Origin of the sequence: Rhizobium sp. NXC24 (genome assembly GCF_002944315.1) — a bacterium.
Taxonomy (GTDB): Bacteria; Pseudomonadota; Alphaproteobacteria; order Rhizobiales; family Rhizobiaceae; genus Rhizobium.
On record NZ_CP024311.1, the window covers coordinates 1,007,382 to 1,028,770 of the forward strand.

Sequence of the window (21,389 nt, forward strand, 5' to 3'; positions counted from 1 at the left end):
TGAGTCTGTCTCGGGCACCAGTTGCATCTGCATTTCTTTGAATAACATTCATAAAATCAAAGGAAATCAAAATGGGCCAGCGCGGCGGTAAACGCGAGGGCGCCGGCCGTAAGTCTGGTGGCGTGAGCCAGGCGAAGAAGGACATAGCGCAGATGGCGAAAGTTCATGCCGTTGATGCGCTGAATACGCTGGCAAAGATTGCAAAGAGTGGAGAAAGCGAATCAGCCCGTGTGTCTGCCGCCAACGCCCTTCTGGATCGCGCCTATGGCCGTCCCATGCAGAGCCATCAGGTCACAGGTAAGGATGGCGGCCCTCTTGAGCACAACCACAAAATCACGGCCAGCGATCTAAGCGATGACGAACTCGCAAATATCGCCACAGCAGGCAGCAAGTGAGCTTCTGCGGCGGCGTAAGGCAAGAGAGACGCTTACAGGCTACGCGCGCTATATCGAAGTTCCTGGCGCACCCGCTGTACAAGATGAAGACACAGAGAATTTCCTGCCGGTCGAAACATCGCTGGCTGATCATCACGAACTGATCCTGAATGCGGCAGAGCGTTGCATCTCGACGCCATACGGGCGGCTCATGATCTTCATGCCGCCAGGATCTGCAAAGAGCACATACGGCTCTGTCGTCGTACCAAGTTATGCATTGGGCAGCCGGCCCGGTTATCGCGTCATCGCAGCGAGCTACGGTTCTGACCTTGCCCGCAAGATGGGACGCCGGACTCGATCGGTCGTAAGACAGAGAGCTTTCAGCAATCTGTTCAACACGACGCTCTCGACTGAGGTAAGCGCCGCCGACGAATGGTCGCTCGCCAATGGCAGCGAATACATGTCGGGCGGCATTTTGTCTGGCATCACCGGCAACCGCGCCAATCTGGTCGTCATCGATGACCCGATCAAGGGCAGGCAGGACGCGGACTCGGAAGCGGTTCGCAAATCGACGCTTGATGCGTATGAGGACGATCTGAAAACACGCCTATTGCCAGGCGGTTCAGTCATCCTCATTCAAACGCGTTGGCATGAGGCAGACCTTGCCGGCTCGATCTTGCCGGAAGGATATGCAGGCGAGAGCGGCGTCATCATGTGCCGCGATGGCCAGGAATGGGAAGTCATCTGTTTGCCGGCGAAAGCAGAGCGCGCAGACGATCCCCTCGGCAGGCAGCCGGGCGAATACCTCTGGCCGGAATGGTTCGACCGTCGCCATTGGGCGCAGTTCGAACGCAACCCGCGCACATGGTCAGCGCTCTACCAGCAGCGACCGGCGCCAGATGAAGGCGATTACTTCAAGGCTGAGTGGATCAGGCCAGTTGAAAAGCTGCCGCCGCGCACAAGCCTGAATGTCTACGGCGCGTCGGATTATGCCGTCACCAGCAACGGCGGCGACTGGACCGTGCATATCGTCATCGGGATTGATGCGGATGGCCGCATTTACCTGCTCGACCTGTGGCGCGGTCAAACATCGTCTGAGGTGTGGATCGAAAGTTTCTGCGATCTTGTCTTGAAATGGAAGCCGATCGGATGGGCGGAGGAAACCGGTCAGATCAAATCCGGCGTTGGCCCGCATTTGATGCGACGCCAGCGTGAGCGCAAGGCCTTCGTTTATCGTGAATCGTTCCCGACGCGCGGTGACAAGGCAGTGCGCGCACAATCGATACGCGGTCGTATGGCGATGGATGGATTGTACATCGCGACCGATGCGCCGTTCCGTGCCGAGTTCATTCGAGAGCTGCTGACATTCCCGGCTGGCGTGCATGACGACCAAGTCGACGCCGCCGGCCTCGTCGGTCAGCTCCTCGATAAGATGTGGACGCCTGCGAAGCCGAAGAATGCAGACGCAGCAGCTCGCCAAGATTACAAACCGCGCTCCGACAATGCCAATGCTGGCGATTGGGTAACTTACTGATGGTTCAAACATCTTATGCAGCGTCTACGACGTCGCAGGTCAGCTATGACGATCCCGTCGCGCCCGAGCAGATGGCGAACCATGGCGTTCTGAAGCGCCAGTATCTCGACTATCTGACGGTGAAGGATCTCGAGATCCGCGAGCAGCAGAACTCGCGCCGCTATTATCACGGTGTCCAGTACACCAAAGAGCAAATCAAGGCCCTCAACAAGCGCAAGCAGCCGGTCGTCACCTACAATCGCATCGGCCGCAAGATCAATGCGCTGATCGGCCTGCTGGAGCGCCAGAAGCAAGATCCTCGCGCCTTCCCGCGCACGCCGAACAATGAGGACGGCGCCGAGATCGCAACGGCAGTCCTGCGCTATGTCTGTGATGAGCAGAATTGGAGCACGAAATCTCCGATCTGCGGATCATTCGGCGCGGTTGATGGTCTTGGTGGAGTTGAGATCATCCTCACCCAAGGGGATACCGGCGATATCGACATTGGGCTTGAGCCGGTCGACCCGTCTTCGTTCTTCTATGACCCCCGGTCGCTGAAGCCTGATTTCTCTGACGCTCGATATATGGGCATCGGCAAATGGTCGGACATTGACGCTGCAATCGAGCTTTTCCCGGATAAGGCCGATGAGATTCGGGCGTCGACCGAAACGGGCGCGGAGCTGACGAGCAACCCGGATAGCGATATTAAGTGGGTGACCGGCGGCGACGGCACGCGGCGCATTCGCATTGTCGACCACTGGTATCTGAAAAACGGCGAATGGTATTGGTGCATCTATACCGGCACGCTGATTTTGCGCGAGGGCAAGTCCTATCTCAAGGATGAGAAGGGCAGGTCGATGTGCAAGTACGTCATGTACTCTGCCAATATCGATCAGGACGGCGATCGCTACGGCTTCGTGCGCAATATGCGCTCCAGCCAGGACGAAGTTAACCAGCGTCGTTCCAAGGCTCTGCACACGCTGAATTCCCGTCGCGTCATTGTCGAGCGAGGCTCTGTCGATGACGTTGAGCAGGTAAGGCGTGAAGCGGTCCGACCTGACGGCGTGATCGAGGTTGCACCCGGCACCACGCCGCCGACATTTGATGACGCCGCACGCGGGCAGGAGCTGCAAGGCCATCTCGCATTCCTCGAGGACGCCAAGAACGAGATCGAGAATTACGGCTTCAACCCGGCGCTGATCGGGCAGGGCGTGCAGGATATGTCAGGCCGCGCCATTCAGCTCCAGCAACAGGCCGGCATTGCCGAACTCGGTCCGTATATGCTCGCCTTCCGTGGCTTCAAGATCCGCGTCTATCGCGCCATCTGGTGTGCCGTTCAGGAGCATTGGACATCTGAGCGCTGGATTCGTGTCACCGACGATCAGAAGATGGCGCAGTTTTTCGCCATCAATAAGCTCTCGATCGATCCGGTCACGCGGATGCCGACGCTGGTCAACGCTCTGGGCTCACTCGACGTTGACATTATCATCGATGAAGGCCCGGACGAGATCAACATGCAGGGCGACGCCTACGACACGCTGACGGCCATGGCGCGCAGCGGTCAACCGGTTCCGCCGGAAGTGCTGATCGAGCTTTCGCCGCTGGTAGGCTCGGTCAAGCAGCGAGTCTTGAGCATGATCGACAATGCCAAACAGCAGGCCGCACAGCCAAACCCATTGCAGGCAGCGGAAGCACAGGCGCAATTGCAGGTCACGCAGGCGAACGCCGTGTTGAAGCATGCGCAGGCGCAAAAGGCACTTGCGGAAGCCAACAACCCGAAGCAACCCGGCGCGCCAAGCGATCTTGATGTGGTGCGCAGCGTTGCGGAGATACGGAATACCAATGCGCAGACGGCCAGGACCATGGCCGATGCGCGCAAATCAGATGTCGAGGCTCAACTGAAGCCGATCCAAGCCGCCAACGAGGCAGCGCGGACGCGGCAGCAGGCTCAATCGAACCTCACGTAGGAGTCGCCATCCTCAAAGGGCGATTTCGGCCGCCAGTCCGCAACTGGCAGAGTGCCGCCGACTTCATGGGCGATCAGCCGCCGCCGGGCTCATGGGCGATCCGTGAAACCTCCCACGACATGGAGACATCTCGAAATGACCGATCAATCGGATATGGACGTATTTGACTCCGTTATCTCTGGCGCAACCTCGCCAGCGGCAGCGGATACACCGACACCAGTTGTTGAACAGCCACAGACGACGCAGGCAACTCAGCCGCGGAGCGACGATGGCCGGTTTTCAGCCAAGCAGCCCGACAAAGGCGCAACCGCTGACACCACCACGCAGCAACCTGTAACGACCGAACCGCCGGCGCCGAATGGCGTCCCGGTAAAAGCCGTTCAGGAAGAGCGGGAAAAGCGCCAGGCCGCTCAGCAGGAAGCTGAGGCATTGCGCCGTGAGATTGCCGAGCTTCGCGGCATGGTCACAGCCTCCCGCCAAGTGCAGCAGCCGCAACAGCAGGAAAAGCAGCCTGTCACCCTCTGGGATGATCCGGATGCCTTCCTCAAGTCGCAGATGTCGCCATTCCAAAGCGAAATCCAGCAGATGCGGGAAGAGCTCTGGGAATCGCGTGCAATCACGGCACACGGCGCTGAGAAGGTCGAAGCAGCCAAGAAGGCCGCCGAAGCTTTGTTCAATACGCCGCAGGGCGCCGCTCTGCATCAGCAGATCACGGCTTCCGGCAACCCGTTCGAAAATCTGGTAAAATGGCATCAGCAGCAAGAGACGCTTGCCCGCGTGGGCGGCGATCCCGAAGCATGGCTCAATGCCGAACTCGAAAAGCGCATGAACGATCCCACGTTCCTGGCTCAGGCCATGGAGCGTGCTCGTGCAGCCGCAACGTCCAATACCAGTCGGTCAGCGCCCCGCACTGAACTGCCGCCCTCGCTCAGCTCTCTTCCATCCGGTGGGAATTCGCCATCCGGTGGTGGCGAGGATACGAGCGACCAGGCGCTGTTCGCATCGACCACTTCCCGAAAGCGATAACTGCGACCGGGATCTATCCTTGGAGCGAGCCTAATGGCACTCACACAGAACCACCCGAATAACGAACTCGTCAAGTTCCGCACCGATGTCGCCTATGACTTCCTGCGGTCCTCCCGGTTCGATCCCTACATGGGCAACGACAGCACTTCCATTATCGTCCGCATGGCCGATCTGGAAGCAGACGGCAAGGAAATCCGCGTTCCTCTCGTCACCCAGCTCTCCGGCGATGGCGTCGGCGGTGGCACGTTGCGCGGCAACGAAGAGCAGATCGACAGCTACGGCATGCCGCTCTGGGCTGATTGGGCACGTAATGCCGTGGCCAACAATCGCGCGCAGAACAAGGAATCGTCCTTCAGCGTTCGTTCGACGGCTCGCAGCCTTCTTCGCGGCTGGTCGAAACGCATTGTTCGTGATGACCTTGTCGACGCTCTGCTCTCCATCCCGAGCTCCACGATCCAGGCCAACCGCTTCAGCTCTCCGGGCAACCGTGTGAACGGTATCAAGTGGTCTCTGGCGACTGCGGCCAACAAGAATGCGTGGGTGACCGCGAACTATGACCGCGTCGTCTTCGGTTCGGCCATTGCCAACTACTCGACCACCTTCGCAACCGCTGTCGCCAACGTCGACTCCACCAACGACAAGATGACGGCTGCTGTGGGCTCGCTCATGAAGGATCAGGCTAAGCAGACCGGCGTCGATCCGAATAACCCGGGCGTCTATAACGGCCGGCCAAAGATCAACCCGTGGATGATCGAAGACACCGATCAGGAATGGTACGTCTGCTTCCTTGGCTCCCGTGCGTTCCGAGACCTCAAGGCTGACCCGGTCATGTACCAGGCGAACCGCGACGCCCGCGAACGCGAAAGCAATCCGACGAAGAGCAATCCGATCTTCACCGGCGGCGGCCTTGTCTACGACGGCGTCATCTACAAGGAGATCCCGGAAATCACTCAGCGCCTCCTTCTGAAGGGCGTCGGTGCTTCCTCGATCGACGTCGAGCCGGTGTTCCTCTGCGGTCAGGGCGCACTGGCCTATGCCATGGGCCAGATGCCGCGGCCGACCCAGCTTGAAGACGGAGACTACGATTTCGTGACCGGCATGGGCATCGAAGCGCAGTACGGTACCGGCAAGATCGCCAAGGCTCCGCTCGATGCCGGTTCCGGCGCCACGGTCGGGACGCTGGTCGATTGGGGCATGGTCACCGGTTTCGTTTCCGGCGTTGCGAACGCCTAAGCCATTGGAGCCGGCATAGTTCGGCTCCTCTCCCTTCCATCCAACGATAAAGGAGATCGGCTAATGGCTGATCGTATCGCATACCGCCAGCCTCAGGTTGGCAATCAGGGCTTTGCGCGCACCGTGAAGACGCTTGGTGGCGTTATCGCTATCGTCGCTGCCGATGAAGCCACAGGCAACACCGTGCAGCTTATGAAGGTGCCGAAAGGCTTTGTCGTAACCGGCGTCTATCTCGCGCTGACGGACATCGACACCAACGGCACGCCGACGGTGTCTGTGTCCCTCGGTGACGCCGGCAACGATTCCCGCTTCGTCGCAGCGTCCACCATCGGTCAGGCCGGCGGTTCCACCACGACGCTTGCGGCGGCTGGCCTCTATTACGAGTTCACGGTCGAAACGAGTATCGCACTGAAGTTCCAGACAGGTTCCGCGACCGCTGCCGATGGCACGGCGACGTGCTACCTCACCGGCTTCATGAAGTGAGGTGACGGAACATGGCGAAGATTTCCGTAACCTACCGGGCGCCAAAGGGTGACGACAAAGTCGTTGAGATGGGCGGCCATACCTTCTTTGACGGCAAGGTCGAGAAGATCGACAGCGACAGCGAGACCTTCCTCCTGGGCAAGCTTCGCACCAACAAGCATTTCGAGGTGTCCGAGAAGGATATCCCGAAAGAGCTGCTGAAGACGCTGACGGCGCCCAAGCCGGCGGTTCTGCTCGCCTCTGAGCAGGAAGATGGCACCTTTGCCATCATGAAGGGTGCTGACGTTGTCAAGGCACCCCTTACTAAGGAAGAAGCCGACGCATTCAACGCCCTGTCTGCCGAAGACAAAGCCGAATACGTGGCCGCATAATCTAAAACGGAGCGTGGCGAGATGAAGACGAGACAAGACCTGATTCTTGCCACGCTCAAGCTGCTGCAGGCGGATGGCGGGGTAGGGCAGAACCCAGCGCCCGAGAACGTCGAGGACATCGAGGGCATCATTGACGGCAAGCTTGCCGAACTGAGCCAGCGGCAGATTTACGGCGCGAATGATCCCGACGAGTTTGACGACGTGTTCATCAATCCGTTGGCGACGATCCTTGCAAATGAGGCGGCGCCGAGCTTTGGGCAGCCACGCAATGAGGCCTCCAACGCCGCGGCCGAAAACATCCTGCGGCAGCTCAAGAACTCAACCTATGTTCCCGGTTCCGTTCTGCCGGTGGATTATTTCTGATGGTAGACATAGTTTTCCCAACAAGCACGGCGCCAGGCGCGCGCCCGGGCGAAGGCTCCGGCCGGCTGATCAACTGCTATGCGGAACCGCTTGACCAAGGCGCGCGCAACAGCTTTGCGCGTCGCCGCGCACCGGGACTTTCGCAGATCGCCACCACGACACATAACGGTTGCCGCGGCTTTCACTATTACAATGGCGATCTCTTCGTGGCGCAGGCCGACCGCCTCACGCGTGTCAATCTCGTCTCGGGTGCCTTCGTGGTGACAGATATTGGCGAGTTGCCCGGAACGAAGCGTGTCACATTCGCGCGAAATAATAAGGCTCCCGTCCCCGATATCGTTTGCGTGACCGAAGAAGGTGCTTTCGTCGTAACACGCGATGCGCCACCCACGGCATATCCTGACGGTGATCTGCCGCAACCCATCTGCGTGACGTTCATTGACGGGTATTTCATCTTTGCGATCCGCGACGGGCGATATTTCGTCTCGGGCCTGAACGATACGACCGTCAGCGCCTTGGACTTCGGGAAGGCGGAAAGCCATCCTGGCGGCCTTTTGAACGCCATCGGTTTCGGCGAACAGCTCGTTCTCTTTGGGCCGTCTGGCATGGAGTTCTGGCAGAATGCCGGCAATGCCACGGGTTCGCCGTTCTCGCGCGCCGCTGTGTTTTCGAAGGGCTTGGCAGACACATTCGCTATTGCCGGCAATGAGGAGGGTTTCTCAAGCCTGATCTTCGTCGCCGACGACAATGGCGTCTATCGGCTTGATGGCGGTTATCAGCCTACCAAGATTTCCACGCCCGATCTCGATCGCCTGATTGAGGCGGTCACGGACAAATCGACACTCGATGTCACAGTTGCCGTCACCTCGGGCCATATGTGGGCAACAGTGACCGGCCCGTCGTTCTCGTGGACCTATGAGCTTGCAACCGGCTTCTGGCACGAGCGCGCGAGCTATCTTGATAACCATTGGCGCGGCGTCTGCTCCATCAAGGCCTTCAGCGGGTGGATGATCGGCGATCGGACTACGGCTGATGTTTGGAAGCTCGACCCGGATTATTACAAGGAAGGCAGCAATCCGCTTGTCTTGAGCGTGATTTCGCTACCGACCACAAGTTTCCCTGATCGCATCGCCATCCCCCGCGCCGACTTCGACATGATCGTTGGTCAGGGCCTAGTGACGGGTTCCGAGCCGATCGAGACAGATCCTGTCTGCCTGATCTCATGGTCCGATGACGGCGGCAATTCGTTCGGGACGCCATTGCAGCGCCAGATCGGCCGGCTCGCAACGCATCGAACGCCCGTCGTGGTCAATCGTACGGGCATGTCGAGCCGATACGGTCGCGTCTGGCGCATCGACGTTTCAGACCCCGTCTATGTGTCGATCATGGGCGGCTCACAGCAAGCAACACCGGTTTCGAACTGATGGCTACCGCGCTCGCACCTCTTCCGCAGCTCCCGGTCCCAACGGAGCGTTTCGTTGACCCTCAAACCGGCCGCGTCAATCAGAACTGGTACCAGTATCTGAAGCGCCTCGATGAACATCTGCGCGAAGCCGAACAGCGCATTACTGCCTTAGGAGGCTGATTATGGGTTTTCTCGACAGCCTAACAGGCGCCAACATCGGCAAGGCGACGATGAAGGCGATTGGGCAGAACGGCGTTTTGCTCAACAACCTGCAAAACACCGGCAACAGCATCATCAATACCGGTGAGACGAAGTCGGCCAACGCGCTCGACCAGGCCGTCAGCAACTACGATCCGTATCTCACGGCTGGGAAAAGCGCGACCAGCATGTATTCCGATGCGCTCGGGCTGAATGGTGCTGACGGTAACGCGGCGGCCACTTCCGCATTTCAAACGAGCCCCGGCTATCAATTCACGCTCGACCAGGGCACGCAGGCGGCTTTGCGCGGCGCATCGGCGGCCGGGATGCTCAACTCAGGCAACACACTGACGGCGTTGTCAAAATATGGGACCGGTCTTGCCGATCAGGAATATGGAAGCTGGCTTGACCGGCTGAATGGTTTGTCGGGCCAAGGCCTGAGCGCTGCCAATGGTGCCTCCGGAGCGCTTGGAAACGTCGCCAATCTTTATCAGAGCACGGCCAACGATCGCCTCGGGCTCGAGAGTTCGGTTGCTCAGGGGCAGATGGGCCTCAACAATGACCTGGCACAGGTCAAGGAACAGAGAGCCCAGCAGCAGGGCAGCTTCTTGAGCGGATTGCTTGGAACTGGTTTGAGCCTCGGCACAAAGGCGGTCACTGGAGGTCTATTCTAATGGCGATCGCAAATCTCCGCGTCCCGATCGCAGCCCTCCCAACGGCTGACACCTCTTGGCTCAAGACGCTGCAGGATTCGGCCGGCAATGCGCTCGACACTGCTGCGCAGAACAAGGCCTTTGAACAGAACGTCATTCCGGCGATTACCGGCACGGCCGCGCCCCAACAGCAGCCGGGATTTCTCGGTCGGTTGTTCGGTGCCAAGAGCGTTCCGGCCCCGGCGGCTCAGCAGCAGATTGCAGCCACGAACCCCGCGCCTGTGCAGGGAAATGTCTCGGCCGGCACGCCGAACGATATCCAGAATCAGTTCATCGACACGGTGCGCAGCGGCGGTCTGACGAACCCCTATGGCTTGGCCGCGGTTGCCGCCACCGGGCGCGCGGAAAGCGGCTGGTCGCCTGCGAACGTCAACGCTGCATGGCCCGATCCCTCGCAGAGCGGCCAAGCGGGAACCGCAGGCGGCATCCTGTCGTGGCGCAATGAGCGGCTTGCCAACCTGCGCAATTTCGCACAGTCGCAGGGCGAAGACCCGTCGAACATTTCCCCGGCCACGCAGGCGAAGTTCTTCCTTCAGGAAGATCCGACGCTTGTTCAGCGCCTGAACGCTGCCAAGAGCCCGCAGGAGGCCGCGAACATCATGGCGAATGCGTGGAAGTTCCGCGGTTACGATCAGGCCGGCGGCGAGGCCGCGCGACGTGCCGCGCTGACGCAAAACTACTACAGCACGCAGTTTGCCAATGCTCAGCCGCAGACGGCCGCTCCGGCCGCGCCGACGCAGGTTGCGAGCCTTGACCCGTCGATCGGCATTCTTGGCCCGGGTGCGGCCGCACAGATGCGAGCCACCAATCCGGCACCACAGGCGGTCCCCACTGCGACGAATTTCGACCCTAGCACGGTCACTCCCGATCAGATGAACGCGTTGCTTGGACTGGTCACGGCGAACCCGGGTTATGTCGACCCCATGGTGACGACTGCATATCGGCAGCCTGCCCAGACCGCAGCGTCAGCACCGGTCAATCCTCCTCCGCAAGCAACTCAGCCCGCAACCGCGCCGACCGCAAACGCCGGAGCGAACATGATCGCCGCCGCGCAGCCGGCAACGCGCCAGAACGTCACAAACGACCAGATCGCTGCCATGGTGCGCAATCCCTATACGCGCCAAGTCGGATTGCAGCTCTGGCAGCAGGTGCTTACCGGTAAGATGGCTCAGCCGTGGTCTTTCGTGAAGCTCGATGACGGCACGCTTGCCAGGGCGAACGCATCGACCGGGGAAGTTCAGAGCCTCGGCAAGTTCGGTAGCGCGAAAAAGGAACTGCTCAGCAACGGGAAGGGTGCCTTCTATGACGCCGAAAGCGGCCAATGGATTGCGCCTCCCGAGGGGATGGTTGGTGCAACGGAATACGGCCTGGCGCCGATCTACGGTACGGACGCCAACGGCAATACCGTCATTGGTCAGCTTGCCAAGGATGGCACCTTCCAGCAAACGAGACTGCCGGCCGGATTCGTGCCGACGCCTGGTGTCACCAGCACGGACCTCGGTACGTCCGTCATCACCCGCAACAACAAAACTGGCCAGATTGTCGACACGCAAGCGAAAGATGTTCAGGGCGAGGCGTTTCAGAAGAAAGTCGGCACTGATACGGGCGAACAGCAGGCCAACCGGATCGCCGCGGGTTCGTCGCTCGGAAGCACGCTTTCTAGCCTCGATCGACTCGACGCCGCAGCAAACGAGCTTTCCAAGGATCCGGACCTCGGCCGCGTAACGGGTTGGTCTGGGCTGCTGCCGAACGTTCCCGGCGGCAAGGGCGCAAGCGTACAGGCCCGCTTGAACACGCTGAAATCCCAGATCGGCTTCAGCGTCCTGCAGGCGATGCGTGACGCCTCCAAAACCGGGGGTGCGCTCGGCGCCATCTCGGACAAGGAAAATGAGCTGTTGCAGAACAATCTTGCATCTCTAAGCCAGGCACAGAGCGAGGAAGATCTCAAAGCGCAGCTCGGGCGCATCCGCGACTATGTTGCCGGCGCAAAGGCTCGTCTCTCCGGTGCCTATAAGCAGATGTATGGCGAGGACTATCAATCGCCATCCGTCGCCCCGGCGTCGGGTAACACGACTTCCTCCGGTGTGAAGTGGAGCATTGAAAAATGACCGTTTTGAACATCGGCGGCCACCGCGTCACTGTCGACGATAGCTTTGAACGGCTGTCGCCGGATCAGCAGCAAGCGACTGTCGACGAGATCGAAAAGACGCTTGTCGGTCAGCCTGCAGCACAGCCGGATAATAGCGGTGTCGTGCCGGGGAAAACCGATACCGGCGTCGGGCGGCTCATCACCGGTGCGCCTGCCGATACCCGCGACAGCCTTGCCGGCCGCGTCGACGCTTTCGGGCGAGGCCTTGCCGACACGCTTTCGTTCGGCCTCGCCGACGAAATGGCAGCGCAGGCAAAGAGCGGCCCTCTGTCGGTTCAGCGGCCGAGCGACGACTATTACAATAGTGGTCTTTATGCCGGTGAATATAATCCGCTCGGTGCCATCGCTCGTGTTCTCAACGCTCCATTCGCCTCCGACACGAAGAACGCCGACTACGACAAGGCCTTGGCCGCTGAACGTGCCATCAATGCATCGGACGAGCAGAGCCGCGGCGGCTATCGTCTTGCTGGTCAGTTGACCGGTGGCGTAGCCGGTGGAGTGGGGCTGGCGAAAAGCGGTCTGTCTGCTACTGCGAATGCCATCGAGCGAGGCGCGAGCCTTGGGCGCGTAGCGGCGGTTGGGGCTGGGGAAGGCGCGGCTCTTGGTGGCGCTCAAGGGTTCGGAAGCGGTGAAGGTGGATTCCTGAATCGGCTACAGAGTGGCGGTATTGGTGCGCTCGTCGGGCTAGGCACAGGCGCTGCAGTCCCATATGTCGCGGCTGGTGCCGGCTCCTTTTTGCGATCGCTCGCAGCTCCTATTACAGCGCGCCTCAATCCGCAGCCGGCGGCTATTCGTGCATTGGGGACCGCGATGGAACGGGCTGGCCGCACACCTGATCAGATTGCCAACATCATGCAGTCCGCGGTTGACGACGGACAGCAGGGATATGCTGTGGCTGATGCATTGGGCAATGCAGGCCAGCGAATGCTTTCCGCCGTCGCTCGTACGCCCAACGATGCACGGCAGGAGGTCGTCAATCAGTTGCTGACCCGGCAGGCTGGGCAGGGAGAGCGTTTATCAAATGCGCTTGCTGAAGGCTTCGCAGCACCCGATACGGCTGCCCAGCGTGCCGCATCGTTGACAGGCGCTCGAGACTCAGAGGCTGATCAGCTCTATGGCGCCGCCCGCCGTGACGCAGGCGCAGTCAATGTCACGCCTGTGCTCGATACGATCGATCAGACGCTTGCACCCGGCGTCAATCAGGTCGTGAACCCACGCGACAACATCGGCTATGACACGATCGAGGGTGCGCTTGTTCGGGTCCGGAACATGCTTTCCGATGGCAATTCGCAAGTGACTGACTTCAATACCCTCTTCCGAGCGAAGATGGACGTCGATGACATGATCCAGCGGGCCACGAACCAGGGGGCGAACTGGCGGGCCAATGCGTTGGGGCAGGTGCAGCGGCAGATCAACAACGCCCTCGCCGAGGCGTCGCCTTCCTATCGCCAGGCGGCAAACAATTATGCCGAACGCAGCGGCGTGATTGATGCTGTCGACGCCGGGACTGCTGCGGCTTCGGGTCGAACTCGTGCTGCCGACAATATTGCCGGCTTCGATGCGATGGCGCCCGATCGACAGCAGGCATTCCGAGCAGGTTACGCCGATCCTCTGATCACGCGCGTGGAAGCGGCTGCAGCATCGCCGACGACGAATAAGGCGCGCATGCTGATGACGCCGAAGTACGAGAGTGAGTTCCAAGCGTTCGCGGCTCCGGGCATGGCCCAGCAACTTGGTAATCGTGTCGGTCGCGAGCAGAGGATGTTCGAAACCCTCAATCAGGCTGTTGGTGGCTCTCGAACCGCCGACAACATCGCGGACATGTCGGATATCGCCAATTTCGATCCGGCCGTGTTGGCGAACCTGTTCCGCGGCGATCTGAAAACGGCCGCCATTCAAGCCGTGACGCGGGTTCTGAACGAAGGGAAGGGTATGCCGCCGCGTGTCATCGAGCGCATTGGTCGGGGACTGATGGAAACCGATCCGCAGGCGGCCCAAAACCTGCTGACCGTCGCGGCAAGCAAGGTGACGTCCGATACGGCAAAACGTGGAATGGCGACGGCGATCCTGAACAACCTCTCTTCGACGGCGCCAGGAAGAATTGCGGCGTCGAATTAGTTGCCGTCACGCCGAGGTTTAGACTTCCAGGACTCGGGAACTTTATTGCCGGTAATTTCGATTGCCCAAGCTGCCAAAACACCGCCCGCACCCACTCCGCCAAGGAATGACGGCCAGCTCAGTTGACCCGTGAACAAATTGACGCCGATCACAGCCAAAATGACAGGGAACACCCAGCGCCATGGACCGGGTGTCCGGTCAATCTTCGGCTCGTGCGGATCGTGATCGATGGTTTGCATGCGGCCGACAATGCCTCAAATCGAAGGACAATGAAAGATGGCCGGTTTCTGGAACCAGTCCAACACGCAGACCCATGACGCGAACGGGAAACCATTCATCGGCGCCAGGGCATATTTCTACAAGGGCGGGACGTCGACGCCGATCACCGTATACAAGTCGTATTCCCTTGGGGAGATCAACGCGCATCCAAATCCAGTCCAGACGGACGGAAACGGCTATTTCCCGCCGGTATTCTTCGACGAGGCTGACGGCTTCTATCGTGAGCGCCTGACGACGGCGCAGGGTGTCATCATCTATGATGTGGACGGTTTGCCGATCATCGGGCCGGCGACCGGCGGCGGGGGTGGGGGTGACAATCCGGTTGATCCGAATGCGGTGTTGATCACCGGTGACATGATCATGGGATATGGAGCCGGGACGCGAACAGGTTTCGTGCGCGCCAACGCCCGTACGATCGGGTCCGCCATCTCCGGCGCATCGGAGCGCGCGAACTCGGATGCTCAAGCGCTCTTCGAATGGCTCTGGAATGCGGATTCGTCTCTCGTCGTTGTCGGCGGCCGCGGCGCGAATGCCTTGGTCGATTGGAATGCCAATAAGCAGATGACGCTCCCCGACTGGCGCGGCAGAGCGATCGTCGGCACGGATGTCATGGGCAACACTGCGGCCAACATTATCCCGGGGGCTGTCCTCGGGTGGGCCGGCGGTGAAGCGGCACACACGCTTTCTATCGGTGAAATGCCAAGCCACGCTCACGGGCTCTCGGACCCTGGCCACTCTCACAATTGGGGGAATACAGCCCGCGGCTTTGGATTGGGTTCCGGCAATGTCGGTGCATTCGCCCAAGGCGGCTCAAATCCGGGTGATCTCAACACGACGACATCGGCGACCGGCATAACTATGGCCCCCACGGGCGGCGGGCAGGCCCACAACAACATTCAGCCCTCTCGCGCTCTCACGATTTACATAAGGCTCTGACGATGTACGAAGCGAACTTTGCTCCGGTATCGAACCGCGCGGATTGGTTCGGCACGATCGAGCTAATCGACGATGACACGAGCGAAGTCCTGACCGATCTCACGGGCCTTTCCGTGTCGCTGGAACTTCGTTCACGCTCGACACAATGCCGCATCCTATCGGCTTCCACGGATGACGGCCATATCGAACTGACCGCAACCGGCATCGTCCAATGGCATTTCACGGCCGACGAGATGCGCCGCTTGACGCCAGGAACCTATGAGATCGGCCTCACCATTACACGCGAAGACATCACAGAGCAGGAGCTTGTCGGCTTCGTGCCGGTCATCGACGGGATTGTCAGAACATGAGCACCACTTCATTGCGCCTGCGCGTTGTCCCTCGCTATCCGGCCATGGTGACGGCTGCCGATGGCATCAAAGCCGTTCGCAGCGGCGTCGACCTGGCCATCAAGTCCGACTATAGCGATCTCGTCCAAGTCCCGGATGTCACCAATCCGGACAAGACTTTCGTTCTCGTGTGGGACGCTGATATCGACAATTATCAGTCGATGTCCTTCACCAACATCATCAATAACGTGCAAGATGCGGTAATCGGTCCACCGCTGGCGGCGATCGACGCTGCCAATCCCGGCACCGATCAGGTCGTATATTTTACGACCGAGGGTGAGGCATCCACCTTCACGGCATCGGCTTTCGTTCGCGGCATCTCAAATTCTGTCGACGGGCCGGCCTTCGCGTCTGCAATCGGCGCGCTGCAGCCAGGCATCAGTTCCGTGACGCGAGCCGGGAACTACCTGGGCGTCGGCCAGCAAGCTAACTTCGACGGCAATGGCAAAGGCGGAATCCAGATCGGCGGCGGTGATGCAAGTCGTGGCACGGGGTCTTGGATATCAAGTGACGGGCACGGAAACTGGAACTCAATCCAGTCGGCCAAGAACAACAACCCAACCGAACTCATCATCTACAATTCTGCTGCCCGGGGGCGTGCTAGCGCAGTCGTTAGCACCGGCAATATCTCGCGTATCGACGGCTCCGCGTTCGATGCATCGTGGGTGGGAACCAACCTCTACTTCCTGCGAAAGAAGTTTAGGGTCTCGGCGTTTATTGATGCGAACACGATCACCCTGACAGAGAGTGACGGCTCTGCGGTAACCTTCTCGTCCGCTGACACTGAGTTCTTCCAGTGGTGCTATACCACCGGCTCGGGCATCTGCAACGTCAGTGGGACGATGGTCACATGGGTTTCCGGCGATCCATTCGTGCCCTTATTCTTCAGCGATTTCGAGTTCAAGATCAATGGCGTCGTGTGTACAGTGTCGTCCTTCGTCGACATAAAGACGCTCACCCTCGCATCTGCCCCCGGCGATGCCTCGAATGTCTCATTTTCATATCGCGGCAACATCAACGATCAGCTATCGACGCTCCGCGTACAGTCCGTGGCTGGGAGCGACGAGGAAAACGTCAATCTTTATGCCATCGCCGGTGACAACAATCTGGGGCGCTACTACGCCTTGAGGTCTGGGCTGGCTGGCAATGGCAAGAACCGACCAATATTTATTGGGAGCGGGAATTATGCGGGGTATTTTGCGCGGGATCAAATTGGCATTTATCCGGAAGACGCCACGGCAGGGCATAACGGGTACGCTAGCCTGGGCGGCGTGCAAGGCTACGAAAGCCTACGAGTTTATCTCAGTGCGACGCCCGTACGCGGTCAGTTTCTTCGTATCGACCCAAAGACCTCCGGTAATTCAATCGGACTACAGGCGGATGGTGTATCGGATGCGAACATTGACGCTTTCATAACCGGCAAAGGCACAGGAAGCGTCTTACTTGGAAATCACCTTGCGAATTACGTGAAAATAAGCGGCGCTAATTCAGGGTTCGATCCTGCAGTCCGCGCACAAGGCTCAGATGCTAATCGTGGTTTGGGCCTCGATATGAAGGGTAGCGGCGGCCTTAATATTTCGCAAGACTTCGCCCGCACTCTAATGAAAGTTCAAGGCAACGGTTCTACAGTTAACTTTCTTAATATTGTTGCCTCTGTGACTAATAGTCCAGTTACTCTCGCGGCTGCCGGTAACGACACCAACATCGATCTATCTCTATCCGGCAAAGGCACCGGTGCTTTGGTCGCCGGAAGTATCCTATGTAATAAGGTTTCTACCGGTCTGACGGCGACAGGTACCACCCAAGGTACCGCGTTAGCACTAACTTCAACAGTAAACGAAGTCACGACCACAGCGTCCGGCGCCGGCGTCATCTTGCCAAATAAGATCGGAGCCCTGATTTCCGTCATTAACTCCGGGGCAAACGCTTTGCTTGTGTATCCCCCATCCGGCGCCGCAATAAACGCCCTCTCGACTAACGCGGGGTTTTCGCTGGCGGCAGGCGGCAAGCAAACGTTTATCATCACATCAACCACGAAGGTTTATGCGTAATGGATGCTCAAACTGCACTTCAAATTAAAATCGGTCAGATGATGTTCGGCCTTGCTGAGGCCGAATCTGCCATAGCGGCAAAAGACAAGACTATTGAGGCCCTAAAGTCCCGTATCAACGAACTTGAGACGCTGACCGACATGAAGGCCGCAGCGGATGAAGTGCAGAAGACCCAATTATAGTCTTCGACAGCAGAATTTTGGCAGCTATTTTTCTAACGGATAGTTGCCATATACTTTGAGCATTTTCGAAACCTGTGGTCACCAATTGCGCCCTAGAAGCAAACGAATGATGCGCCACATGATGAAATTGCTCATCATGATATTCGGCGGCTTGACGCTCACGGCGGCCGTTCTTGTCAGCCTACTGGCACGGTAGGCACTCGGCGCTATTCGCCGATGAGGGAGAAAGGCTTTGCAGCCATGGGCTTCACGGCTCAGCAGATCGACGATTTCTTTACCGCGGCGGCAAGGCTTTAGATGGCACTAGCCAGCGCACGCGTCACCAATTCCACGGCAAAATTTGCTTTGGATCGCGGACGATTTTTGCTGCATCCCCGCCAATATGAAGGTTTCGCAGGGCGTCTTCGCGCGCTTTTGGAATCGCCGCATTGGGGCCACCCAAAGGGCGGCCGTTCACAATTTCCGAGACGTCCACATAAGTCATCTGACGCGGTAAGAACTCCGACAAGCCCAAGGAATACGTTCTCACCACCAAATTGGCCATGTTCTGCATGGGGATATATCGCGCTGTGCATTGCATTCGTAGCTGTTCAACAGCCGCGAACGCCCGATCACGAGCGCGGATATGAAGCAGGATCAGAGCTTGTCGCTCGTCTTCTGGTATATCATATCTATACACTTCGTTTATCCGACGAGCGACATCGTTTGCGATCCCTTGGCCAATCGTGTTCGCTTGCCGATTGCAAACTGCGGCGTACTGTGCGAGTGCCGTGTTTGAAATAGAAATACATGCCACGACTGCTAGCAAAAATCGCTTCATGATGACACCTTAGCATTTGCGCTGGAAGCTCAAGCATTTCCACGGATCGCGAATTATGTTCGCTACGGTTCCGTTGTCTCCTCGAAGAATATCTTCGCGAAATTTAGGAATTAAGGCATTTGGGCCACCTAAAGGGTAACCATTAAGTAGTTCTGATACGTCTACATGCGTCATTCTCGGCGCGAGTATTTTTGAAAGACCGCCTGTGTAGTAAGTAACAATTCCATCCATCATGTCTTGCATGGGTTTGTATTTAGCAGTGCACTCTCGTGTCATTTTGTTCACGGCTGCAAGCGTCCGGTCCCTATTTCTGGAAAATAGCAAACGGAAAGCGTCCTGTTCGTCCTTCGGCAAAGATGGGTCGATCGCGGCAATCCACTTATCCGCGTCACTTCGTACTTTAGTAGCGATTTCGTCTCCCTGCCGGTTACAAACGCCAGCTTGAGAAAAAGACGGTTGCTGACTCATAAGAAAAAAAGCTGCGGCCGCCAGCGCAAAGACCATGTTCCTTTTCATTGAATTGCCCCCCACCGATATCCCGTGTGAGTTGAACTATACGTCGGGAAGGCCGGCTCTCGAAGAAATCTTTCGAGCTACATAATATTAGTTAAGCCAAATATAGCGGTCGCTTTGCCGGCCCTTTTTTTATCGGAGCAGTATCATGACCCAAGCAACCGAGCCCCGGTGGCTCGCTTTCGCGCGCAAATACATCGGCCTCCATGAAGTCGTTGGATCAGGCAATAATCCCGAAATCGTTCAGATGTGGGAAAAACTCGGCCTGCCATTTCGAGACGATGCCACGCCCTGGTGTGCAGGATTCGTAGGCTTCGTTTTCGAGAGCGTCGGCATCAAGTCCACCCGATCGGGCCTTGCGCTGTCCTATCAAAATTGGGGTGTTTCCCTCAAAGCTCCCGCGGTTGGCTGCGTGGTGACCTTCAAGCGGGTAGGGGGAGGCCACGTTGGTTTGGTCGTCGGCAAAGACCAACAGGGCAATATCATGGTTCTCGGCGGCAATCAGTCGGACGCTGTGAACATCAAGCCTTTCGCGACTGCTCGGGTCACTTCCTATCGTTGGCCAGCCGGTGAACCTCTGCCGACTGGAGCATTACCTGTCGTGAATTCCAACGGCGTCGTTTCCAACAACGAAGCCTGATCCTCCCCTCCAACTAAAAGGACCATCTCCATGCGCATCCTCCATCTCGCGATGGCGGGCAGCCTCATGCTGTCCGTCGCTTCTCTCTCCGCATGCCAGACCACCAGCCAGGTCGATAACGCTATTGAGCAGAACCTTCCGAAGGTCTGTTCGGCGATCGAAATTGCCCATGTCGCGTTCTCCGCGGTCGCTGCCACCGGCAAATTGAAGGCCGGCACGGTTTCCAAGGAAGCTGCAGCCTATGCCGGCGTGGAGACCATCTGCGCCGATCCTTCCCACACCACCGTCGTTGATGCCGTCGTGAAGGTCGCACAGGCATACGCCGTCGTCTCCAGCGCTCTCCAGCAGGCCAAGGCCGCGCAGTAAAGGAAAACACCCATGTTCAATACGAACGCCGTCCATAACCTTCTCAATATCCTGATCGCCGTTCTCGCGGCCGTCACGGCATTCCTGATCGCCACGGGCTGCACCCAGTTGGCAACGGGGCTTCTCGAATGCTCTCAGTCGTGGATCAGCCCCAAATACGCCGCTGCGATTGTCGCGGTGCTTGGTTCGTCGAAGATCCTGATCAACATCGTCCGCGATGGCTTCGGCGGCCTCATCAAACCTCAGCCGCCAGTGGACAAATGAGCAGCGCCGTTCTGCTGACGTTGTTCTTCCTCACTGCCGGCACCCTCGCGCTCGCCATCGGTGCCGGCCTCCTCTCCATACCGCATTGAAAGACGTGAAAGACAGTGGCTGACGAAACCGGAGATGAAGAGATGCAAATGCCGGAGCGCGCGAAGAGGATGGGGGCGAACATCAATACCCTTGTCGGAATTCTGTCGATCGCCTCTTCGGTCGGCATGGGTGTCTGGGTCACGGCGAACAAAAGCCGCGATATCGAGGACCTGCAGGGCTGGCGCAAGGACTTCATCGTCCTCACCGAAGCGACTTCGGCCCGTGTCGATCAGCGTCTGCAGGCGATCGAAACGCGACAGTCGACCGCGGAGGGCGATATCAAGACGCTCGGCTTTCGCATGTCGGCAAGCGAGCAGTCGGTCGGGTCGGTGCTCGCCTCGATCAAGGATCTCACGTCGTCGGTCAACGAGCTGAACGGCGACGTGAAGGTCGTTCGCGAAATTCTGCAACGACAGGATCGGCAGAGCAGCAATCCGCGGTGAAGAGCAGTTATATTGCGAAGATGTGGCCGTGACGTCGTCGCAAAAAGAAACCCGCTTCGGCGGGTTTCTGGAACCTAAAACGATCGTTCGCTGTACTACGACGGACCACTGCCTCCTGTTGAAAATATTGGTCCCATCGTAATTCGAAGTTCACGAACCGTCTCCCAGTCTTCATCGCCGAGCTTAGCATCAATAGTCAGCGTTCCAGGCTCAAGGATTGTGATACCAGTGCCGAGCGCCATAGGACTCCAGTTAGACGTGTCAATAACATCGACTTCGCCTTCGATGAAAAATACAGGTTCCGCTTGGCCACCTAGAACTCCACGCAGCGCAATTTTGTCTACCCCCACCTTTTCATGTTCCAACAGGAACCAAAGTGACAAGAAGAACGGCGATGGCAGCGAGCTAAATATTATTTCATTGGTATACGCGCCGATAATAATAAACTTGCCATTGTCTTCACGGCGCACAAAATCACATACCGTAAGGCTATGGATCTTCAT

25 protein-coding genes are annotated in these 21,389 nt (G+C 58.5%); 21 read left to right on the top strand and 4 right to left on the bottom strand.

What is annotated here, in order from left to right:
- The first annotated feature begins 71 nt into the window (after positions 1–71).
- The 13 genes from NXC24_RS05000 to NXC24_RS05055 all read left to right on the top strand — a co-directional run bounded on the left by NXC24_RS05000 (position 72) and on the right by NXC24_RS05055 (position 13,913).
- The gene (locus tag NXC24_RS05000; protein WP_104822299.1) at positions 72–395 is read left to right on the top strand and encodes a hypothetical protein; all 324 of its coding nucleotides are present in this window, start codon (positions 72–74) and stop codon (positions 393–395) included.
- A complete protein-coding gene (gene terL / locus NXC24_RS05005; RefSeq protein WP_104822300.1) occupies positions 355–1,908 on the top strand; it encodes a phage terminase large subunit in 1,554 nt (517 codons plus the stop codon). Before NXC24_RS05000 ends, terL begins: the two co-directional genes overlap by 41 nt.
- Positions 1,908–3,854, top strand: a complete 1,947-nt coding sequence (locus NXC24_RS05010; protein ID WP_104822301.1) for a hypothetical protein — start codon at positions 1,908–1,910, stop codon at positions 3,852–3,854. The genes terL and NXC24_RS05010 overlap by 1 nt, the downstream gene beginning before the upstream one ends.
- Before the next feature lie 135 nt (positions 3,855–3,989).
- Complete coding sequence (locus tag NXC24_RS05015; protein WP_104822302.1) at positions 3,990–4,880, top strand: hypothetical protein; 891 nt, start codon at positions 3,990–3,992, stop codon at positions 4,878–4,880.
- Between the two features lie 33 nt (positions 4,881–4,913).
- Positions 4,914–6,113 carry a DUF4043 family protein gene (locus NXC24_RS05020; protein ID WP_104822303.1) on the top strand — a complete coding sequence of 400 codons (1,200 nt, stop codon included), beginning with the start codon at positions 4,914–4,916 and terminating at the stop codon, positions 6,111–6,113.
- Positions 6,114–6,176: 63 nt separating this feature from the next.
- Positions 6,177–6,596 (top strand): hypothetical protein, encoded by a 420-nt coding sequence (locus NXC24_RS05025; protein ID WP_104822304.1) that lies wholly within the window; start codon positions 6,177–6,179, stop codon positions 6,594–6,596.
- Positions 6,597–6,607: 11 nt separating this feature from the next.
- A complete protein-coding gene (locus tag NXC24_RS05030; protein WP_104822305.1) occupies positions 6,608–6,967 on the top strand; it encodes a hypothetical protein in 360 nt (119 codons plus the stop codon).
- 21 nt (positions 6,968–6,988) lie between these two features.
- Positions 6,989–7,330 carry a hypothetical protein gene (locus tag NXC24_RS05035; RefSeq protein WP_104822306.1) on the top strand — a complete coding sequence of 114 codons (342 nt, stop codon included), beginning with the start codon at positions 6,989–6,991 and terminating at the stop codon, positions 7,328–7,330.
- Positions 7,330–8,754: a packaged DNA stabilization protein gene (locus NXC24_RS05040; RefSeq protein ID WP_104822307.1), complete on the top strand. Its 1,425-nt coding sequence runs from the start codon at positions 7,330–7,332 to the stop codon at positions 8,752–8,754. Before NXC24_RS05035 ends, NXC24_RS05040 begins: the two co-directional genes overlap by 1 nt.
- Positions 8,754–8,915 (top strand): hypothetical protein, encoded by a 162-nt coding sequence (locus NXC24_RS35020; RefSeq protein ID WP_158704420.1) that lies wholly within the window; start codon positions 8,754–8,756, stop codon positions 8,913–8,915. The genes NXC24_RS05040 and NXC24_RS35020 overlap by 1 nt, the downstream gene beginning before the upstream one ends.
- Positions 8,916–8,917: 2 nt before the next feature.
- Positions 8,918–9,607 (top strand): hypothetical protein, encoded by a 690-nt coding sequence (locus NXC24_RS05045; RefSeq protein ID WP_104822308.1) that lies wholly within the window; start codon positions 8,918–8,920, stop codon positions 9,605–9,607.
- On the top strand, positions 9,607–11,754 hold the full coding sequence (locus NXC24_RS05050) for a phage tail tip lysozyme (RefSeq protein WP_104822309.1): 2,148 nt from the start codon (positions 9,607–9,609) through the stop codon (positions 11,752–11,754). Before NXC24_RS05045 ends, NXC24_RS05050 begins: the two co-directional genes overlap by 1 nt.
- Positions 11,751–13,913 carry a hypothetical protein gene (locus tag NXC24_RS05055; protein ID WP_104822310.1) on the top strand — a complete coding sequence of 721 codons (2,163 nt, stop codon included), beginning with the start codon at positions 11,751–11,753 and terminating at the stop codon, positions 13,911–13,913. Before NXC24_RS05050 ends, NXC24_RS05055 begins: the two co-directional genes overlap by 4 nt.
- Here NXC24_RS05055 and NXC24_RS05060 read toward each other — a convergent pair.
- Entirely contained in the window at positions 13,910–14,152 is a 243-nt protein-coding gene (locus NXC24_RS05060) for a hypothetical protein (protein ID WP_104822311.1), read from the bottom strand. The genes NXC24_RS05055 and NXC24_RS05060 overlap by 4 nt on opposite strands.
- A 37-nt stretch (positions 14,153–14,189) precedes the next feature.
- On the opposite strand from NXC24_RS05060, the gene NXC24_RS05065 reads away from it, so the two are divergent.
- From NXC24_RS05065 to NXC24_RS05080, 4 genes are read left to right on the top strand one after another with little or no spacing between them, the layout of a single operon-like run.
- Positions 14,190–15,128 carry a hypothetical protein gene (locus NXC24_RS05065; protein WP_104822312.1) on the top strand — a complete coding sequence of 313 codons (939 nt, stop codon included), beginning with the start codon at positions 14,190–14,192 and terminating at the stop codon, positions 15,126–15,128.
- A 2-nt stretch (positions 15,129–15,130) separates the two neighbouring features.
- Entirely contained in the window at positions 15,131–15,478 is a 348-nt protein-coding gene (locus NXC24_RS05070; protein ID WP_104822313.1) for a hypothetical protein, read from the top strand.
- Complete coding sequence (locus NXC24_RS05075) at positions 15,475–17,568, top strand: hypothetical protein (RefSeq protein WP_104822314.1); 2,094 nt, start codon at positions 15,475–15,477, stop codon at positions 17,566–17,568. The genes NXC24_RS05070 and NXC24_RS05075 overlap by 4 nt, the downstream gene beginning before the upstream one ends.
- Entirely contained in the window at positions 17,568–17,750 is a 183-nt protein-coding gene (locus NXC24_RS05080) for a hypothetical protein (RefSeq protein WP_104822315.1), read from the top strand. The genes NXC24_RS05075 and NXC24_RS05080 overlap by 1 nt, the downstream gene beginning before the upstream one ends.
- Before the next feature lie 319 nt (positions 17,751–18,069).
- On the opposite strand, the gene NXC24_RS05085 is transcribed toward NXC24_RS05080, so the two are convergent.
- Together NXC24_RS05085 and NXC24_RS05090 are read right to left on the bottom strand one after the other, a co-directional pair.
- Entirely contained in the window at positions 18,070–18,570 is a 501-nt protein-coding gene (locus NXC24_RS05085) for a hypothetical protein (protein ID WP_104822316.1), read from the bottom strand.
- Between the two features lie 9 nt (positions 18,571–18,579).
- Complete coding sequence (locus NXC24_RS05090) at positions 18,580–19,074, bottom strand: hypothetical protein (RefSeq protein ID WP_104822317.1); 495 nt, start codon at positions 19,072–19,074, stop codon at positions 18,580–18,582.
- A 157-nt stretch (positions 19,075–19,231) separates the two neighbouring features.
- Between NXC24_RS05090 and NXC24_RS05095 the strand changes: the two genes are divergently transcribed.
- From NXC24_RS05095 to NXC24_RS05110, 4 genes are all read left to right on the top strand, one after another.
- Positions 19,232–19,723 carry a TIGR02594 family protein gene (locus tag NXC24_RS05095; RefSeq protein ID WP_104822318.1) on the top strand — a complete coding sequence of 164 codons (492 nt, stop codon included), beginning with the start codon at positions 19,232–19,234 and terminating at the stop codon, positions 19,721–19,723.
- A gap of 30 nt (positions 19,724–19,753) precedes the next feature.
- The gene (locus tag NXC24_RS05100) at positions 19,754–20,089 is read left to right on the top strand and encodes a cell wall anchor protein (RefSeq protein ID WP_199773525.1); all 336 of its coding nucleotides are present in this window, start codon (positions 19,754–19,756) and stop codon (positions 20,087–20,089) included.
- 12 nt (positions 20,090–20,101) lie between these two features.
- Positions 20,102–20,353, top strand: coding sequence for a hypothetical protein (locus NXC24_RS05105; protein WP_104822319.1), 252 nt, complete (start codon positions 20,102–20,104; stop codon positions 20,351–20,353).
- 137 nt (positions 20,354–20,490) lie between these two features.
- On the top strand, positions 20,491–20,886 hold the full coding sequence (locus NXC24_RS05110) for a hypothetical protein (RefSeq protein WP_245463934.1): 396 nt from the start codon (positions 20,491–20,493) through the stop codon (positions 20,884–20,886).
- Positions 20,887–20,981: 95 nt separating this feature from the next.
- Here the strand turns inward: NXC24_RS05110 and NXC24_RS05115 are convergent, their stop codons facing one another.
- Entirely contained in the window at positions 20,982–21,389 is a 408-nt protein-coding gene (locus tag NXC24_RS05115) for a hypothetical protein (RefSeq protein WP_104822320.1), read from the bottom strand.

Excerpts from the sequence above, each read along its gene's own strand:
- NXC24_RS05000 (WP_104822299.1), top strand. The coding sequence starts at position 72 with ATGGGCCAGCGCGGCGGTAAACGCGAGGGCGCCGGCCGTAAGTCTGGT.
- terL (WP_104822300.1), top strand. The coding sequence starts at position 355 with ATGACGAACTCGCAAATATCGCCACAGCAGGCAGCAAGTGAGCTTCTG.
- NXC24_RS05010 (WP_104822301.1), top strand. The coding sequence starts at position 1,908 with ATGGTTCAAACATCTTATGCAGCGTCTACGACGTCGCAGGTCAGCTAT.
- NXC24_RS05015 (WP_104822302.1), top strand. The coding sequence starts at position 3,990 with ATGACCGATCAATCGGATATGGACGTATTTGACTCCGTTATCTCTGGC.
- NXC24_RS05020 (WP_104822303.1), top strand. The coding sequence starts at position 4,914 with ATGGCACTCACACAGAACCACCCGAATAACGAACTCGTCAAGTTCCGC.
- NXC24_RS05025 (WP_104822304.1), top strand. The coding sequence starts at position 6,177 with ATGGCTGATCGTATCGCATACCGCCAGCCTCAGGTTGGCAATCAGGGC.
- NXC24_RS05030 (WP_104822305.1), top strand. The coding sequence starts at position 6,608 with ATGGCGAAGATTTCCGTAACCTACCGGGCGCCAAAGGGTGACGACAAA.
- NXC24_RS05035 (WP_104822306.1), top strand. The coding sequence starts at position 6,989 with ATGAAGACGAGACAAGACCTGATTCTTGCCACGCTCAAGCTGCTGCAG.
- NXC24_RS05040 (WP_104822307.1), top strand. The coding sequence starts at position 7,330 with ATGGTAGACATAGTTTTCCCAACAAGCACGGCGCCAGGCGCGCGCCCG.
- NXC24_RS35020 (WP_158704420.1), top strand. The coding sequence starts at position 8,754 with ATGGCTACCGCGCTCGCACCTCTTCCGCAGCTCCCGGTCCCAACGGAG.
- NXC24_RS05045 (WP_104822308.1), top strand. The coding sequence starts at position 8,918 with ATGGGTTTTCTCGACAGCCTAACAGGCGCCAACATCGGCAAGGCGACG.
- NXC24_RS05050 (WP_104822309.1), top strand. The coding sequence starts at position 9,607 with ATGGCGATCGCAAATCTCCGCGTCCCGATCGCAGCCCTCCCAACGGCT.
- NXC24_RS05055 (WP_104822310.1), top strand. The coding sequence starts at position 11,751 with ATGACCGTTTTGAACATCGGCGGCCACCGCGTCACTGTCGACGATAGC.
- NXC24_RS05060 (WP_104822311.1), bottom strand. The coding sequence starts at position 14,152 with ATGCAAACCATCGATCACGATCCGCACGAGCCGAAGATTGACCGGACA.
- NXC24_RS05065 (WP_104822312.1), top strand. The coding sequence starts at position 14,190 with ATGGCCGGTTTCTGGAACCAGTCCAACACGCAGACCCATGACGCGAAC.
- NXC24_RS05070 (WP_104822313.1), top strand. The coding sequence starts at position 15,131 with ATGTACGAAGCGAACTTTGCTCCGGTATCGAACCGCGCGGATTGGTTC.
- NXC24_RS05075 (WP_104822314.1), top strand. The coding sequence starts at position 15,475 with ATGAGCACCACTTCATTGCGCCTGCGCGTTGTCCCTCGCTATCCGGCC.
- NXC24_RS05080 (WP_104822315.1), top strand. The coding sequence starts at position 17,568 with ATGGATGCTCAAACTGCACTTCAAATTAAAATCGGTCAGATGATGTTC.
- NXC24_RS05085 (WP_104822316.1), bottom strand. The coding sequence starts at position 18,570 with ATGAAGCGATTTTTGCTAGCAGTCGTGGCATGTATTTCTATTTCAAAC.
- NXC24_RS05090 (WP_104822317.1), bottom strand. The coding sequence starts at position 19,074 with ATGGTCTTTGCGCTGGCGGCCGCAGCTTTTTTTCTTATGAGTCAGCAA.
- NXC24_RS05095 (WP_104822318.1), top strand. The coding sequence starts at position 19,232 with ATGACCCAAGCAACCGAGCCCCGGTGGCTCGCTTTCGCGCGCAAATAC.
- NXC24_RS05100 (WP_199773525.1), top strand. The coding sequence starts at position 19,754 with ATGCGCATCCTCCATCTCGCGATGGCGGGCAGCCTCATGCTGTCCGTC.
- NXC24_RS05105 (WP_104822319.1), top strand. The coding sequence starts at position 20,102 with ATGTTCAATACGAACGCCGTCCATAACCTTCTCAATATCCTGATCGCC.
- NXC24_RS05110 (WP_245463934.1), top strand. The coding sequence starts at position 20,491 with ATGCCGGAGCGCGCGAAGAGGATGGGGGCGAACATCAATACCCTTGTC.
- NXC24_RS05115 (WP_104822320.1), bottom strand. The coding sequence starts at position 21,389 with ATGAAGATCCATAGCCTTACGGTATGTGATTTTGTGCGCCGTGAAGAC.